Below are 16,063 nucleotides of genomic sequence, written 5' to 3'. Positions count from 1 at the left end.
TTATGCTGTTGCAATTTTTTGCTCTACTTACTCCCATTTTTGTCTTTCAACGAATATTAGATAAAAAAACAAGGGTTTAATAGCTGAGCTAAATGCTTCAAGTAATATTTACTATCTTGTATAAATGACTGAATAGTACTCTAATAAATAAGAATTGATATTCTTACTTAAAACTTCCCAAAAACTAACATCAAATGGGTGTTCAAACATATAAAAAGACACATCATCACCTTTATATAAAACAATAAACAGGAAAGAACAATTTATCAAAAGAAGAAAATACAAAGCAATAATTTTACTTGCTGTATAAACTTTCGATGATATTAGCATTGGATATATAAAAAATGGCGAAAGAGCATAGATAAACAAAGCAATCCGAATACCAAAATTTTGCGGTATATTATAACTCATTATCCCCAACAGTAAGAAGAAAATTAGAAATAAAAACATTCTTCTAGTAATTAACTCTGCTCTGGCATTCGAATAAAATAATATTAAAAAGCAAAGTAGATAATTAATAACTATAGTCAAAGCCTGAACGTACCCCATCGAATTGCCATGACTATGAAACAAATAATATTCAATACGTTCGCGTAATGATATAAAGCACACAACCATAAGAAAAATCGCGACAATTAAGACAATAAATTTTATTTTTCTATTTCTTGCTTTTATAAACTCCCACATGCCTATATATAACACTGATGACAAATGAGATGTTATAGCTAACAAATAATAAAAGTATTTTTTCCTATTAAACAATAAAAAAGCATTTAGTAAAAAAACTGCTGATAGCATACTACGCAGAAAATATGCATTAAAAGCATAAAAAGCATAAGACAGGTTGAAAACCAGGAAATATAGGCAAGAAAGTCGAGGATTAATTCGAAGACAAAATAAAAATAAAAAGAACTGAATTATAGTGAAGCTTGAAAGTAAAAAAGCATATTCATTTCCATTAAAAACGAAATAGACGCCCCGCATAATGAGCAATATAAATATTTCAATCCCCCCACCAAATCTCCCGAAACTAAATATATTGGTTTCCATTATATTTCTATAAATCAAAACATATTCAGCAATATCAGAAAATGGAGTTATTGATGAATAGAATAAGATAAAAAATACAATTGAAAGTAGTGAGAAAAAAGCTCTGAGTCTATTGTTAACAAATGGACTGAGCAAACCAATAAGGGGTAACGTGATTAGAGGGTAAATAAAATATAATATAATAACAAAAAATATTGTTATATTATATACTAAAAAAGTATGTATCGTCTTATTTTTTTTGTTAAAGAAAGCATCAGCTTCCACATCGTGATTTTTAAGAATCATTTTTGTATAGATACTCGACAGGACTTAACTTAGATATATGAATTGTTTTGATATAAGATAATCTTTTAACATGGATAAAACATGGCATACTAATTCTGCTCATTATTTTCTGTAAAAATTTCCTCTTATTTTTTAACTTCAACACCTCAAAAAATGTAGAGTCATAGTATTCAAAACTATCCTTCCTAATTAAGTATGGCTCACAAGCTAATATTGCACCAAAAACCTCAACCCCACGAAAAGAAATAACATCGGTATAATTATATAATGAAATTAACTTAGACTGTATTTTATTTATTCCTGCTGGAGTATATATATAGTGTGCATCACATTTCATTACAAAATCTGATGTAGCTAAAGAAAAAGCGTAATTATAATATGTTGCTAATGAGCGCTCTGGATACTTCGTGATCTCATCATAATATTTATTGCCAGCCAATGCCACTTGCTCTGTATAGTGAAATATCTTAATTTCGCATATATCTTTAAGCTCACTTTTAAGCTTTTCGACTATTAATAAAGTTGAGTCCGTTGAGCCATTATCTACAATTATTATTTCCCGGCAAAGTGCTGCGACAGATAATATTGATAACTCAATAAAAGTTGCACCATTCTTCACTCGATAGACAGCTGTAATTGATGGATGTTTATTCCTATCGGATACAGCTTTCGATAAATATTTGACAGTTAAGCTATCTCTGCTATCGCGAGTTAAAAAACCTGACAACTCATTGAAGTTAAGTCTTATATTAACAATTTTAGACTCAATATTATTGAATAATTTACTGATTATCATATATAAAACTTTGAATCCTCTTTATGATGTACATATCACCATTTCGTTCCAAGGAACAAAATTTCTCCGAAATACAAGAACGAAATTCAACCCAATCATCTTCGCCGTCTAACAACTTCTTCATTTCCGACATAAGTTCTTTTTGAGTAAATACTTTAGCTCCTGGAGTAACATCCTCATACTTTAAATACAGATCTCGTGCTGTCGTATACTCGTGCAAATCAAATGGATAAAATATAATAGGTCTATCAAGGTATAAATAGTCAAAATAAATTGATGAATAGTCTGTTATTAAATAATCGGAATCCAGCATATTGTCCTCAACTGGCTGGTTACTATCAATAACTGCTATATTCTTAAACTCCGTTATATTAATATCTAGCTCAGTATTCGGATGCAATCTTAAATATAGAAGGGCATTATTACTTGATAGAAATGTATTTAACTCATTAAAATCCATCCCGGATAATTTAATGAAGTCTGAACGATCGTCCCGCCACGTAGGAGCATACAGAAATATCTTTGGTTTTTTTTCCACTGAACTATCATTAGCAGATGTTTTATTATTTGATCTTTCTATTAAATTAGAGATACGGGGCGGATCTGCTATAATAACGCATTTAGGATCAAATACTCTAAATGCCGATTTGAATGAATAATTATACACAAAATCACTTGGTGAAAGGATTAGAGTGCACTTAATATGTTTTTCTGGCATCAATATTTTTATAAACCAGTTAGCACCCTTAAAATAAGAATACAATGGTAATTTTTTAATATCATACTCTATTTTTTTTAGTGGGGTCCCATGCCATAAATTTACCAATACAGCACCCGCTGACGTATAAAAATTTATAGTAGAAACATAATTTGAATAAACATATACTTTAGCCTTAAAGCAATAATATAGCCCTTTTATACTATTTTTAGTATATGCCTCATATCCTTTCCCTCTAATAAAATCGACTATTTGTCTTTTATCAGAAATCCATATACATCTGATACCCTCATATTTATTGGTTGTTTCAAACAGATAACGAGTATTATCAGTAAAACCACCATATCCACCAAAAACCCAAGTGTTCTCATCACGTTTAAATAAGAAACCCATAGGATAGATAACCCATAATAATACTTTACTTATGTACTTGATTATTTTTCTCATATGTGAAACCTGAATAAAATCGCTTACTAATTAATATAGTTAATATTGAAACTATTAAAACCGAGGCTATTGGTAATATAAAATATTTTATCTGTAATTGAATACCCAATAAAAAAAGAGATGGTGTGAGAATTGAATTAATAACTTGAGTTATGATAAATTTTTCAACTTTGAAACAACGAGTAAAAACCTCAATACCTGATATTATGAATGTAAAAATAAAAAAGACCGAAATATATACCATCTGATTCATTGGTAATACTTTTTCAAATAAGAAAAAATTTGGCTTAATAAAATATAGAATATAAAAAAACGCATACCCTATCAAAAGTAATGTCAGTGAAAGGAAAAAATACTTATCAAATATTTTCTTAGCTTCTTTGATGAAACCATTTGCTATATTATTAGCATATAGAGTCATTTGTGAATTTAATATTGACATAGCTATGTTCTGACCTGCACGCATTATTGATATGGAAATACCAATATAACCGGCAATTTCCGGACCTAAATATTTAAATGATATTATATTAAATCCATTCCAGTAGAAATAACCTAAAAACCAAACCACGCTTGTTTTTTTTAATAAAGGCCACAATTCAAAAAAAACATTTTTAAATACAAATCCTTTTTTTTTAAAATCTATGAAAAACCAACTATATTTATTAAAACAATAAATTGATATTAAAAATGATATTGCTCCTGATAATTGAGATATCCCCATAGAATATAAGCCAAAATCAGAATAGATTGCTATCCACAATGAGCCAGCAACCATTAACTGGCTAACAATGTTAGCCCTGATTAACATATTTTGTTTTTGTGTACCATCTAACATAGCATTTAGAGGTAATAGCATCAAACTTATACACGATATTAATAGTAAGAAATACCATGGTTTTCCCCATTGAATAATACCATGATAATCCTTAAACATCACGTATGATACGATCCCCCCCATAATGAAAAAAACTATAGCTAAAGAAAAATACCAATATAGGGAAAACATGAAATAATTTGATATTTTATCACTATTGCCTTTATTATCTGTGGAATTATATGAATGACTATAGTACTGTTTAAGCACTCCCGTCATGCCCACTTCTAATAATTGTGTCATAGCAGTGAGTGAAAAAAAAGCATAATAAAAACCCAGTTCTTCACTGGATAGTTTTTTAGCCAACACCAATAAAGTTACAGGGCCGACAAATACACGAATAGAAGAGAAGCATATAGACAATAATGATATTGTTTTATATTTCTTTTCCTTTTCACTTGTTGCCATATTCGGTTACCATACAGATTTCGCTTTCTTCTGCTCAATAAAATTGCATTATTTAAATTAATAAAACTGGAAAAAATATTTTATTTTGCTCTACGTACAATTTCTATAATTTCAGTTGTTGATATAGAAGGCGTTCTAGGTAAATACAAAACCTCACACTCATTTTTAACCCAATCAAACCGTCCTTCCCAATCATTTCCCATCACGAGTAAATCAGCATTGTATTTTTTAATATAATCCAGTTTCAGTTCTAATGATTCTTCGATGAAAACATGATCTACAAACTTAAGAGATGATATTATTTCGACACGATCCTCTTGACAATAGATCGGATATCTTTCTTTTTTAGAATAATTCAAAGCATCAGATGATACACCTACAATTAACTCTGTACCAAGACTACGAGCTCTTTTGAGTATATTAACATGACCAATATGGAAAACATCAAAAGTGCCAAAAGTTATTACTCGTTTCATTTAACATTCACTCTGAAATAGTTATTAGAAATACAATCGATTGAGGTAATTATAAAAATGTTATTAGCATAATTTGCTATAAACTTAAATGGAGAAGTGATATGGTCACGCAAGAAAAGGAATTATATAAAAATCATTTACACAGCCGATATTCTACATTGATATATTAATCAGTCATTATGATACCAGCTGAAATTACATTCAAAAAATGCCATTAAACTGATCACACACGCTACCGCCCCAGGCTCAAAAGCTACCAGTGCACTAAGCATCCCATATTAGATTCAACATTAAAGACATCGAGGGTAACAACGACTAAACATTCCCTCTTAACAAATTACGCCTAATTAAAGTATGATAACTATTTGCTGCCTTAATCAATTATTATTTATGAAAAAGCTTGAAGTGGCAGTGACATAAACTTTATTTTCGTCGAAAAAAAAACCACTGCCAAATTTTAGAGCAACCCTGTAAAGCGATCAGAACTCATTACTCGCCAAGTAATTTCTCAACATTCTTACGAAACTTCGCCCCTTCCTTCAAATTCCGCAGCCCATACTTCACGAACGCCTGCATATAGCCCATTTTTTTACCGCAGTCGTAGCTGTCGCCCGTCATCAACATCGCATCGACAGATTGTTTTTTCGCCAATTCTGCAATAGCATCCGTTAATTGGATACGGCCCCAGGCACCAGGTTGTGTATGCTCTAATTCCGCCCAAATGTCAGCAGACAGCACATAGCGCCCTACGGCCATTAGATCGGAATCCAGCGTTTGCGGCTGATCGGGTTTCTCAATGAATTCAATGATGCGGCTGACTTTACCTTCGTTGTCCAAAGGCTCTTTAGTCTGAATAACCGAGTACTCGGACAGATCGCCTTCCATGCGTTTAGCCAGAACCTGACTGCGCCCCGTTTCATTAAAACGAGCAACCATGGCGGCCAGGTTGTAGCGCAGAGGGTCCGCACTCGCGGTATCAAGAACGACATCAGGGAGCACCACAACAAACGGGTTGTCCCCAACAATTGGGCGAGCACAGAGAATTGAATGACCCAGCCCCAGCAACTGAGCCTGACGAACGTTCATGATAGTTACGCCTGGAGGACAGATAGACTGCACTTCGGCCAGCAACTGGCGCTTGACGCGCTGCTCAAGCAAAGACTCGAGTTCATAAGACGTATCGAAGTGGTTTTCTACCGCATTCTTTGATGCATGAGTCACCAGAACGATTTCTTTAATGCCAGCAGCTACAATTTCGTCGACAATGTATTGAATCATCGGCTTGTCTACGATTGGCAGCATCTCTTTTGGAATTGCCTTCGTAGCCGGCAACATGTGCATCCCCAGGCCCGCTACCGGGATAACTGCTTTCAAGTTAGTCATTCTATCTCCTACCTCTTAACGGCTGATAAAGTATAGACTTTAGCCGTATGTTAGCCAGTACCGCTGGCTCCATCCTTAACACCAAACAGACTGGTTAAGGTAAACCGAACGCAAACACTACACTTCACCAGCACAGAGGTGAACTCAGATTCTTCGGAAACGTGCTGAAATCAGCATTTATTATACCGTTTCCGAAAATCGTTGCTAACTACGTCCCGGATGTTAATTGCAACAATGATCACTCAGAGACGAACGTAATGTCATCTTTCTTATCATGCAAAAATTCGTATTTTAAAGTGCGATCCAATCCCTGCGACAATGTGTACGGTGCCACAAAACCTGATGAGTGGACTTTCGTTGCATCAAACTGTGTGGTGGCACAGAACTTCTTCACGCGCACAGAGCTGACTGCATATTTTTTACCGGTCAGTTTGCCCAAAATATCAAAGCAATAACCGCCTAACATGCCTAAGGCGTAAGGTAAGTGTGCTGAGGGGATTTTTTTACTTAAGCTCTGTTCAACTTCGGTAACTAGTTGATTCATATTGAGATCGGGTTTATCAACGTAATTATAAACCTCGTAACCAGCTGTCACATTCTTCAGTTTATACTTGATGAACTCTACAATATTACCCACATAAGCCATTGATTTATAATTCGTACCAGCCCCAACCATCATAAACTTACCGCCAGCAATCTGCTTAAGCAGGTTATAAACGTTACCACGGTTGCGCTCACCAAAGATAACGGTTGGACGAATGATAGTCAGCGAACGATCGTCAGGCGCTTTAGCATGCCATTCACGGAGAACCTCTTCCGCTTGCCACTTGCTTTTACCGTAGTGGTTGAAAGGATCGTGTGGATGATTTTCATCAGGATTGGTTTTGTTCAGACCATAAACGGCGACTGAACTGGTAAAAATGATGTTCTTAACATCATTTTTCTCCATAGCAGCCAATACATTGCGCGTCCCTTGAACATTCACATCATAGTAGAGTGACGTAGGACTGACATCATCACGATGTTCAGCCGCTAACAAAACAACTGTATCATAGCCTGAAAGCGCCTGAACCAGAGCTTGTTGATCGCGAACATCGCCAATTTGCGTGATTTGCGGATAGAAGTGACTTTGCTGTTTATCCAGATTGTGGATATCAAAATCTCCAATAGCCGTTTCCAGGAGTCTGGTCCCCACGAATCCCGAGGCACCGATGAGCAAAACTTTATCGTTCATAAATCACTTTGTCTGTTCAAAATACAAGAATCATATGATAAAGATGAGCATCTTCCCTGAGTAGTCAACGCTGCCCAGCCCCAGCTTTAACAGTAATTGAGTGATTATAATCTTTTAGCCAATGATATCCAGTAAGATTATGGTGGGGTTACCTCCCCTGCCCCGGCAGTCGGAAATTCACCGCTTCTACATTCACTACCTGATGGTTTACACGGTCAATGTCAACTGAACTTTGCCCGGTTTCGTTTACCGCATGGATATTCGCCAGTGATAGCAAGGTATCCTGTTTGGCCATAAATTTACCGCGTACATCCTGGCGCAGATCGAAGTGCATCTTGAGCGCGGGTCCCGTCGTGGATTGTTGCATGACCTTGATGTTGCGTAAGAAAAGGTGCTGCGGTTGGTTGTGCAACTCCAGCGTGGCGCGCTTCATCTCTACATTCGTGATAGCCACAAAAGACGTGGCATTACCGGAGGAGATCTGGATGCCACGTAATTTGTATTCCCGTTTCGAGTTATCCAGATGAATATTATTTAACTTAAAATTTTGCGGAATGGATAAATATCGCCCTTTGATGACGCCATAGCCAATGAGCATACCTGCGCTATTCTCCATATTGATATTATCAATAACGAAATTATCACATCCATAAATCGCGACCGTCGCATTATCAATGCCCGCTTTCTTACTATAATCCGGAGTGATATTTCGCGCGGTAATATTACGAATGATAAAGTGTTTGCCGTTCTCCACATGGACTAACTGTCGACAGTCGGAACCGGTGATGTTCGCCACCACAAAGTTTTTTACCGCCAGTTCCTCGGGATAACTATTATCATAAGTACTCCCCGCCAGCCCGATACCGATGCCCCAGTTCACATTGCCATTGGTACAGTTGATACGTTCGATGACATGGTCAGAAATGAGGATATTGCTGTCGTTTATCGCTACATTCCACTCGATAGCGTCCCCTTGTAAATCGCTAAAACGGCTGTTAGTGATCTTTACGCCGTCCATGCGGTTATGAAAGCCCTGACGCAGGATCCCATAGTTAGCACGCGTAACGGTAATATCATCGATCGTCAGATTACGCATCAGCCTTGAGTTTTTGCCGCCAATATAGATTTGCGTTACCGGAGCAAAACCACTCATGGCAATCCCTTTTATTACGCAGTCCGAACCCCGCACATCGAGGGTAACATTCCTCAGGCTCCCGCCCTGCCCGCCCATCACCTTGCATCCATCCTGCAGAACAAAGCGCCCACGCCCACTGCCGCTTATGCGGCCTTGAACGGATAGCGTTTTGCCTGGCGGAATAACAATCGAGGTATTGATATTCTTACATTCCAGCCCTTCGGGTACGACTACCGTTTGCCCTTCCGTGAATGCCTGCCTGAAAGATGCGACCCAATCCTTTGGGTTGTAATCCTGAATATTGACGCTGCCAGATGATTCAAGCGCCCGACCTACGGGAGAGTGCAACACGACAAGCGCAGAGCCTGCCGTCAGAAAAGCACGACGTGAGAGTTTTTTCTCTGACATACAACCTCGATTTACATCGTTTGCAGCAGGCTGGCTAACTGTTTATTAATCGCTAACTGATTAAATTCATTTTCAATTTTTTCTCGCGCGCATTGCACAATCGGCTGCACCTGCTCACTGTCGAGCTGGCTGAATGCCGCCAACCGTTCAGCCAGCGCCTGAGCATCGTTTTCCGGCGCCAGCCAGCCAGATTTACCCGATTCCACCAGCTCAGGGATCCCGCTGTGAACCGTCGAAATAACTGGGATCCCCACCGCCATCGCCTCCATCAGCGCTACCGGGATCCCTTCCATATCACCATCCCTGCCGGTGATGGAAGGCAGCAGAAATACATCTGCCTGCTCAAGCTGCTCCTTCACCTGATGGCTGGGTTTAAAGCCGGGCATCTCAATCACATCATCGAGTTGATATTGTTCAATCAGCGTCCGCAGACGACGCTCCCAGGGGCCAATGCCAAGAATGCGATAGCGAAATAAGACTCCCTGCTCTTTCAACTGCCGACAGGCTTCGATGGCGACGTGCAGCCCTTTTTTCTCGGTTAAGCGCGCGACAGAGATAATCTCCAACGGCGCGGCTGGCGATTTCAGTTGGCGGGGGGTAAAGCGCGTCATATCGATTCCCATACGCGAGACGGCAATTTTCTGCGGCGGACATCCCATGTTTTTTAACCGTCCGGCCCAGAGATTGCTGATGGGCAGCATCAAGTCACCGCGCTGAAACAACTGCTGATATTCGGGGGTATAGCGGGCCAAAACGTCCCGATGCGAAACATCAACTCCATGAAATACCGTGGCGATTTTCCCGCGGATCATCCCAAGCTCACGCAGTTTGGCAGCCGTCACGCCTGCCGGGCCAAAGTGCGCAATAAAGACATCTGCCTGAAACGCCTGCGGATTCCCGCCGCAGATAGCCGCCAAAATCAGATTGCGCGCCTCGTCGCCATAGCGAGAGACATTCAGCGCTTTCCAGGTGGCCGCGCGGGTGATGCCCTGAAATGCAGCCGCCGCCCTGCATTTCAGCTTTGCCAGTTTGCCGTCCGGTTCATTCAGCAGCCAGCGCGTTTTGTCGCCCAATTGGTAGGCATTAAATGAGGCATGCGTATTTTCAAGATCGCCCTTATACATAGCGACAATCTCCACCTCATAGCCCATATCGATAAACGCAGTGATCTGATTTAACACAAAGGTCTCTGAGGAGAGTGGAAATTTAAGCAGGAAAAAACCAATCTTCATTTTTCCCCCTCAATGCGCGTTAATACCGACTCCACCATGCGCACCCCACGTTCGCGTTCACGCATAACCGCATCCCCTACCCGTATGTTCAGTTCGGGAAGCTGTCCGAGAATATCGGCGACCTTACCCTCCAGACTGCCATCTAAAAGATGGCGAATATCGACGGCCATTTCCGGTAATCCCAGTTGCTGCATGATCCCTGCCGACTTGTGCTCGTAGTTAATGGCGATGGCGGGCGTCATAAAATTCATCGAAATGATGGCAGAGTGCAGGCGAGTGCCCACCGTCAGGTCGCATGCCCCGAGAATTTTACCCATCTCAAGGTCGTTGAGTTCATCCATGACCACGTGATAACGGGCCGGATCGTTAACATACTGACGCAGGTTCAACGCCACCATACGGTCATCTTTGTTGTAACTATCAATACCGGTACAGGTTGACAGCGCTATTACCTGGTAACCTTCAGCGAGAATGCGGTTCACTACCCCGGCAAAGCCTTGTTCATAGGCCTGTTGCGTGGTTCCCAGACGCTTATCAAAGGGCGCCAGTTCACGCAAAGTAATGGCCACAGTCTTCTGCTTTGCCACCATTTGCAACCAGTGCTGTACGGCGTAGCCCGGCTCAAAATCCTGATGATGATTGTCGACCAGCCAGGCGGTATCCACGCCTGCTTCCACTTTTTCCGTGGTTATTGCGCTGCGTTTCATTAGATCCAGACTGACGGATTCGCGCAAAATCAGCGCGTTACAGTGACCAAAAACGTAGTTAGCCAGTTGATTAAACTGCTCATCCTGGAATGGCCCCACGCTGTGCCCAATCATGTACAGCGGTTTTTTTGCCATAAATGAACACAGGGCATGTTCGAACTGCGGCACACCATACAAATCGACAAAAAACGATCCGCCGACCTGGATAATGGCGTCGTAACGCGACAGTAAACGGACAAAATCGGTAAATCCCTGGGCGATAGCGATGTTGCGCAGATTGCCGGAGTCAGTAACGCGCGAAAGCAACACCTGGTGCTGATAGCGACGGCGCAAGACCTTTTTCACCCGTCCCATGACGCCCGCGGCGTTGTTGTGTTGCTTCATCTGCGAATATAACGGATCGCCCATCACCGGACGGTTGAGTAACCATGAGGAGCTTACCGGGTAGCGGCTCATAACATCGACTTCAGTCTCGGGACGCTGCGCGTTAATGGCATCCAGCAAACCGCGCAGAATAGCGCTATCCCCTCGGTTCCCGCAGGTATGGTTGCCCAAAATTAATAGTTTCATTATGACCTCTTAAAGCGTTGTTCTTATCCTGCACGGAGCAAGGTTTTCATTTTTTCACTGCGACAGAGCTGGCTTTTTATTTCCACCACCAGCGGATGGCGCGACAGCGCAATCATCACCGCAAACGCCAGCGCTCCCGCCGCGATTTGCAACCCCAGCACCACGCTTAACGGCAGTTGATTGTGCAGGGTAAAACCCAGCGCATAACTCACAACAACGGTTGGCAAGGAGAGATACAGCGGTAGCCACAGACTGAGCATGTACTGACGGTAGCTGGAGCCCAGGACAGGTTTGATCATCACGAAATAGCTGAGGATGGTGTTAATCACCTGAACCAGCAAAAAGCCCAACGTCACGCCTGTCGCCCCCGCCAGATGTCCACCGATGAAAATGGCCGGAATAAACAGAAAGGTTTTGAACACATTGAATTTGAAGCTGATATCAACCCGCGCCTTCGCCATCAGCAGTGAACCGATCGGATTCCCGACAGAGCGCAGTAGCCCGACAATGCACAACAATTGCAGGACGGGGACAATACCGTTCCACTTCTCGCCAAATACCAGCGGCACCAGATTGTTCGATACCACCATTAATCCCAGCAGCGCCGGAAAATTGATGATCCCGACCACCGACAGTAGTTTGTAAAAATTCACCCGCAGTTTTTCGCTGTCGTCCTGAATTTTGGCAAACGCCGGAAACAGAACGCGGGTAATGATCGGGTTCAGTTTGATTGGCGGTACAACCGCCACGTTCCAGGCAAGATTGAATCCCCCCGCGACGCCTGCCCCCAACGTTCTGGCTAAAAGCAGCGTAGAAAGGTTGGTATTGATGTAATTAATGATGCTATCCGCCGTCAGCCATGCGCCGAAACGCAGGTTTGACGAAACGGAAGCCAGCGAGAAATGCAGCCCCGGACGGTAAATCTGGCGACCAAAATAGCCGAACAGCAGCGTACGTAGCGTACTGTTCACCAGATACCCCAGAATGGCCGTCAGCGCGAGCGGCCAGAAATGGGCACTGACCACGGTAAAGGTAAAACCGGCCAGCACCGAACTGGTCTCAATCATGCCGATTTTGTTAAAGGCCAGTTCTTTTTGCATCAGCGCGCGAAACTGCTGTCCGTGCGGTATTACCACAAACGCCAGTGATAACGCTTTGATGAGCGGCGCCAGTTCAGGATTATTGAGTACGCTGGCAATCGTCTCGCTAAGCAGAAACATCGTCACGCATACCACAATACCGAGTCCAACATTGAGCCAGTACAGGGTGGTCAGCTCAAGGTAGCCAATCTCTTTACGCTGAATAATGGAATTGGCAATGCCAAAGTCAGACAACGTGTCGGCCAGCGCAATGATCACCAGCGCCACGGTTAACAACCCGAACTGATGATTATCAATAATCCGCGCCAGGACGGTCATCTGGATAAGCCCCAGACCTATAATGATCACCGTGGCAATCGCCGACCACTTCGCGCCATTCAGTGTTTTTTCTCGTAAGCTCATGTTAATACGCCGCTTTGTTCACAAAGCCTTTAAATATCGTCAGAAAAACAATTTTGATATCGAACCATAAGCTCCACTCGCGAATATATTCGAGGTCAAATTCCACACGTTTTTCCATTTTTTCCAGCGTATCGGTTTCCCCCCGCCAGCCGTTGATTTGCGCCCAACCGGTAATGCCCGGCTTCACTTTATGACGTAACATGTACCCTTCAATCAGTTGGCGGTACTGTTCGTTATGCGCCACCGCATGCGGACGCGGGCCGACGATAGACATCCCTCCCGTCAGCACGTTAATAAACTGTGGTAACTCATCCAGTGACGTCCGACGCAGAAAATTCCCCACCGGCGTCACGCGTGGATCGTTTTGCGTCGCCTGCGTCACCACCGCGTCGTTTTCCATCACTTTCATTGAGCGAAACTTCCAGACTTTGATCGGCTTCCCATCCATGCCGTAACGGGTCTGGCGAAAAATTACCGGTCCTTTTGAGGTCAGTTTCACCAGTAGCGCAATACCGCACAGCACCGGGGAAATCAGCAGCAGGATCAGCGAGGCCAGCACGATATCTTCCGCACGCTTCAACAGACGATTAATTCCCGAGAGCGGCGTGTCATACAGCGGCACCACCGGAACACCGTTCATCTCTTCAATCCGTGAATGGAGGATGTTGAAGGTAAAGACATCGGGGATGAGGATCACTGAGCAGGTCGTATCTGCCAGATCACGTACCAGTTTTTTTACGCTGGCGCCATCGCTCATCGACATGGCGATATAGACGTTATGAATGCGTGAGGCTTTAGCGTCATCCACCAGCTGTTGCAGGTTCCCGGCCCAGTCGTGGGAGTTTTTGCCGGGGATAGGATCGTGATAGACGCCGGCCACTTCAAACCCCAGCCACGGTTCATGGCGAAAGCTGTCCAGCAGCATTTGTCCGGCAGGCAGGTCACCAGCCACCGCGACCCGGCGGGTGTTGTAACCGCGATTACGCAGCCATCCAGCGCCGTAGCGAATAAACGAACGACTCAACACCAACCCTACGCTTGACAGCAGATACCATGCCAGCCAGACCGCAAGACGGTTATCGAAATCATTATTAAAGGCAATTAAGCCTGCGCTAAAAATCAGGCTCAGCGTCCAGTTTTGCAGCAACAGCACCAGCTCAGTGGATATTTTGACGCCGCGCCAGGAGCGATAAAAATCCGTTATCCCGCCGAGCATCTGAAAAACCACCAGCGTGATCAACGCCACCAGCAGGTGCATGTACAGGAAAGGCAAACCGCTTAATTCGCAGATTACCCATAGCCCGCCAAACATGATGGTGATATCCGAAAAGCGTTGCACCATCGAAATTAACGACGCATTGGTTTTGGCGCGTTCGCGCTTCTTTAGATGTGTCATCGTGGTTCCTGTTAGTCGCCTTTGGCCCATCATCGGGCAAAGGAAGCACCGGCATTACTGATTCAGCAACGCCAGAAGAGTGCGCGTTCGCGCTTCCATCAACGGAATATCTCCGCGCGATTCCACGTTCAGGCGCACCACCGGTTCGGTATTGGAAGAGCGTAAATTGAAGCGCCAGTCGACAAACGACATGCTGATGCCATCCGTTCTGTCCACCGTCAGCGCCTCACGGCAAAAGTGCTGCTCCACCCGCGCTATCGCTGCCGTCGGCTCCGCCAGCGTGCTGTTTATTTCTCCACTCGCCGGGTACGCCGCCATCCGGTCACGGACCAGTTCGCCCAGTGACTGTCCTTTCAGGCACAGCAGTTCCGCCACCAGCAGCCACGGGATCATCCCGCTGTCGCAGTAAGCAAAGTCGCGAAAATAGTGATGCGCGCTCATCTCACCGCCGTAAATGGCATCTTCATGGCGCATACGCTCTTTGATAAACGCGTGTCCGGTTTTTGACATCACCGGTTTACCGCCGGCCGCCGTCACCACATCCACAGTATTCCAGGACAGGCGCGGGTCATGGATGATTTTCGCCCCCGGATTCTTCTCCAGAAATGCTTCCGCCAGCAGGCCGACAATGTAGTACCCCTCAATGAAATGGCCTTTTTCATCGAACAGGAAGCAGCGGTCAAAATCCCCGTCGAAAGCAATTCCCATATCCGCGCCGTGTTCAATCACCGCATTGCGCGTGTCAGCCCGGCATTCTGGCAGCAGAGGGTTGGGAATACCGTTGGGGAAATTGCCGTCCGGCGTGTTGTGAATTTTGATGAACTCGACCGGCACGCCCAGCGCCTTAAAACGGGCTTCAATGGCATCCACCACCGGACCTGCCGCACCGTTGCCGGAATTGAGCACCAGCCTCATCGGTTTCAGGTTGCCAGGATTGATGTAACCCAGCAGATGATCGATGTAAGCATCGCGAGGATTAATCCGCTGGTAGCGGCCACGTTTGCTCTCATCAACCGCCGGAAAGTCATTCGCTTCCGCCAGACGCTGTACGTCGCGCAGACCGGTATCACCACTGATGGGCCGCGCCCCTTCCCGCACCAGCTTCATGCCGTTGTAATCCAGCGGATTATGGCTGGCGGTCACTTCGATACCGCCATCAACGCCAAGATGGAAAGTGGCGAAATAAATCTCTTCGGTGCCCGACATGCCAATATCCAGCACATCCACCCCTGCATCCTGCAGTCCTTTCGCCAGCGCCAGCTTTAGCGTCTCGCTGGTCAGGCGGACATCGCCGCCGAGGACGATGGTTTTCGGCTTCAGGAACTCGCCGTAAGCGCGGCCAATGCGCCACGCAATCTCTTCATTTAACTCTTCGCCCAGTCGGCCGCGGATGTCATACGCTTTAAAACAGGTCAGTTTTGTCATGATTTACCCTTTTT

Annotated in this window: 13 protein-coding genes; all 13 read right to left on the bottom strand. The window is 43.7% G+C overall.

Features of this window, described 5'->3' with window-relative positions; translation table 11 throughout:
* Positions 1-111: 111 nt before the first annotated feature.
* The 13 genes from FDX14_RS25670 to cpsG all read right to left on the bottom strand — a co-directional run bounded on the left by FDX14_RS25670 (position 112) and on the right by cpsG (position 16,049).
* A complete protein-coding gene (locus FDX14_RS25670) occupies positions 112-1,335 on the bottom strand; it encodes an EpsG family protein (RefSeq protein ID WP_137349951.1) in 1,224 nt (407 codons plus the stop codon).
* Positions 1,325-2,131 (bottom strand): glycosyltransferase, encoded by an 807-nt coding sequence (locus FDX14_RS17290; RefSeq protein ID WP_137349950.1) that lies wholly within the window; start codon positions 2,129-2,131, stop codon positions 1,325-1,327. Before FDX14_RS17290 ends, FDX14_RS25670 begins: the two co-directional genes overlap by 11 nt.
* Entirely contained in the window at positions 2,118-3,296 is a 1,179-nt protein-coding gene (locus tag FDX14_RS17285; RefSeq protein WP_137349949.1) for a CDP-glycerol glycerophosphotransferase family protein, read from the bottom strand. Before FDX14_RS17285 ends, FDX14_RS17290 begins: the two co-directional genes overlap by 14 nt.
* On the bottom strand, positions 3,268-4,581 hold the full coding sequence (locus FDX14_RS17280; RefSeq protein ID WP_137349948.1) for an MATE family efflux transporter: 1,314 nt from the start codon (positions 4,579-4,581) through the stop codon (positions 3,268-3,270). Before FDX14_RS17280 ends, FDX14_RS17285 begins: the two co-directional genes overlap by 29 nt.
* An 80-nt stretch (positions 4,582-4,661) precedes the next feature.
* Positions 4,662-5,057: an FAD synthase family protein gene (locus tag FDX14_RS17275; RefSeq protein WP_137349947.1), complete on the bottom strand. Its 396-nt coding sequence runs from the start codon at positions 5,055-5,057 to the stop codon at positions 4,662-4,664.
* 489 nt (positions 5,058-5,546) lie between these two features.
* Positions 5,547-6,440: a GalU regulator GalF gene (galF, locus tag FDX14_RS17270; RefSeq protein WP_137349946.1), complete on the bottom strand. Its 894-nt coding sequence runs from the start codon at positions 6,438-6,440 to the stop codon at positions 5,547-5,549.
* Positions 6,441-6,678: 238 nt separating this feature from the next.
* Positions 6,679-7,674 (bottom strand): SDR family oxidoreductase, encoded by a 996-nt coding sequence (locus FDX14_RS17265; protein WP_137349945.1) that lies wholly within the window; start codon positions 7,672-7,674, stop codon positions 6,679-6,681.
* Positions 7,675-7,822: 148 nt separating this feature from the next.
* Positions 7,823-9,217, bottom strand: coding sequence for a colanic acid biosynthesis protein WcaM (gene wcaM / locus FDX14_RS17260; protein WP_137349944.1), 1,395 nt, complete (start codon positions 9,215-9,217; stop codon positions 7,823-7,825).
* A gap of 11 nt (positions 9,218-9,228) precedes the next feature.
* On the bottom strand, positions 9,229-10,449 hold the full coding sequence (gene wcaL, locus FDX14_RS17255; protein WP_137349943.1) for a colanic acid biosynthesis glycosyltransferase WcaL: 1,221 nt from the start codon (positions 10,447-10,449) through the stop codon (positions 9,229-9,231).
* Positions 10,446-11,726: a colanic acid biosynthesis pyruvyl transferase WcaK gene (wcaK, locus tag FDX14_RS17250; RefSeq protein WP_137349942.1), complete on the bottom strand. Its 1,281-nt coding sequence runs from the start codon at positions 11,724-11,726 to the stop codon at positions 10,446-10,448. The genes wcaL and wcaK overlap by 4 nt, the downstream gene beginning before the upstream one ends.
* A gap of 23 nt (positions 11,727-11,749) precedes the next feature.
* Entirely contained in the window at positions 11,750-13,228 is a 1,479-nt protein-coding gene (locus FDX14_RS17245) for an MOP flippase family protein (RefSeq protein ID WP_137349941.1), read from the bottom strand.
* A 1-nt stretch (position 13,229) separates the two neighbouring features.
* A complete protein-coding gene (gene wcaJ, locus FDX14_RS17240) occupies positions 13,230-14,624 on the bottom strand; it encodes an undecaprenyl-phosphate glucose phosphotransferase (RefSeq protein ID WP_137349940.1) in 1,395 nt (464 codons plus the stop codon).
* A 54-nt stretch (positions 14,625-14,678) separates the two neighbouring features.
* Positions 14,679-16,049 carry a colanic acid biosynthesis phosphomannomutase CpsG gene (gene cpsG / locus FDX14_RS17235; RefSeq protein WP_137349939.1) on the bottom strand — a complete coding sequence of 457 codons (1,371 nt, stop codon included), beginning with the start codon at positions 16,047-16,049 and terminating at the stop codon, positions 14,679-14,681.
* Positions 16,050-16,063 lie beyond the last annotated feature (14 nt).

This window comes from Citrobacter sp. wls710, from assembly GCF_005281115.1.
Taxonomy (GTDB): Bacteria; Pseudomonadota; Gammaproteobacteria; order Enterobacterales; family Enterobacteriaceae; genus Citrobacter; species Citrobacter werkmanii.
This window is presented reverse-complemented; position numbering and strand designations above follow the sequence as displayed.

Bases quoted from the DNA above. Each gene is read 5' to 3' on its own strand.
- FDX14_RS25670 (WP_137349951.1), bottom strand. From the start codon at position 1,335: ATGATTCTTAAAAATCACGATGTGGAAGCTGATGCTTTCTTTAACAAA.
- FDX14_RS17290 (WP_137349950.1), bottom strand. From the start codon at position 2,131: ATGATAATCAGTAAATTATTCAATAATATTGAGTCTAAAATTGTTAAT.
- FDX14_RS17285 (WP_137349949.1), bottom strand. From the start codon at position 3,296: ATGAGAAAAATAATCAAGTACATAAGTAAAGTATTATTATGGGTTATC.
- FDX14_RS17280 (WP_137349948.1), bottom strand. From the start codon at position 4,581: ATGGCAACAAGTGAAAAGGAAAAGAAATATAAAACAATATCATTATTG.
- FDX14_RS17275 (WP_137349947.1), bottom strand. From the start codon at position 5,057: ATGAAACGAGTAATAACTTTTGGCACTTTTGATGTTTTCCATATTGGT.
- galF (WP_137349946.1), bottom strand. From the start codon at position 6,440: ATGACTAACTTGAAAGCAGTTATCCCGGTAGCGGGCCTGGGGATGCAC.
- FDX14_RS17265 (WP_137349945.1), bottom strand. From the start codon at position 7,674: ATGAACGATAAAGTTTTGCTCATCGGTGCCTCGGGATTCGTGGGGACC.
- wcaM (WP_137349944.1), bottom strand. From the start codon at position 9,217: ATGTCAGAGAAAAAACTCTCACGTCGTGCTTTTCTGACGGCAGGCTCT.
- wcaL (WP_137349943.1), bottom strand. From the start codon at position 10,449: ATGAAGATTGGTTTTTTCCTGCTTAAATTTCCACTCTCCTCAGAGACC.
- wcaK (WP_137349942.1), bottom strand. From the start codon at position 11,726: ATGAAACTATTAATTTTGGGCAACCATACCTGCGGGAACCGAGGGGAT.
- FDX14_RS17245 (WP_137349941.1), bottom strand. From the start codon at position 13,228: ATGAGCTTACGAGAAAAAACACTGAATGGCGCGAAGTGGTCGGCGATT.
- wcaJ (WP_137349940.1), bottom strand. From the start codon at position 14,624: ATGACACATCTAAAGAAGCGCGAACGCGCCAAAACCAATGCGTCGTTA.
- cpsG (WP_137349939.1), bottom strand. From the start codon at position 16,049: ATGACAAAACTGACCTGTTTTAAAGCGTATGACATCCGCGGCCGACTG.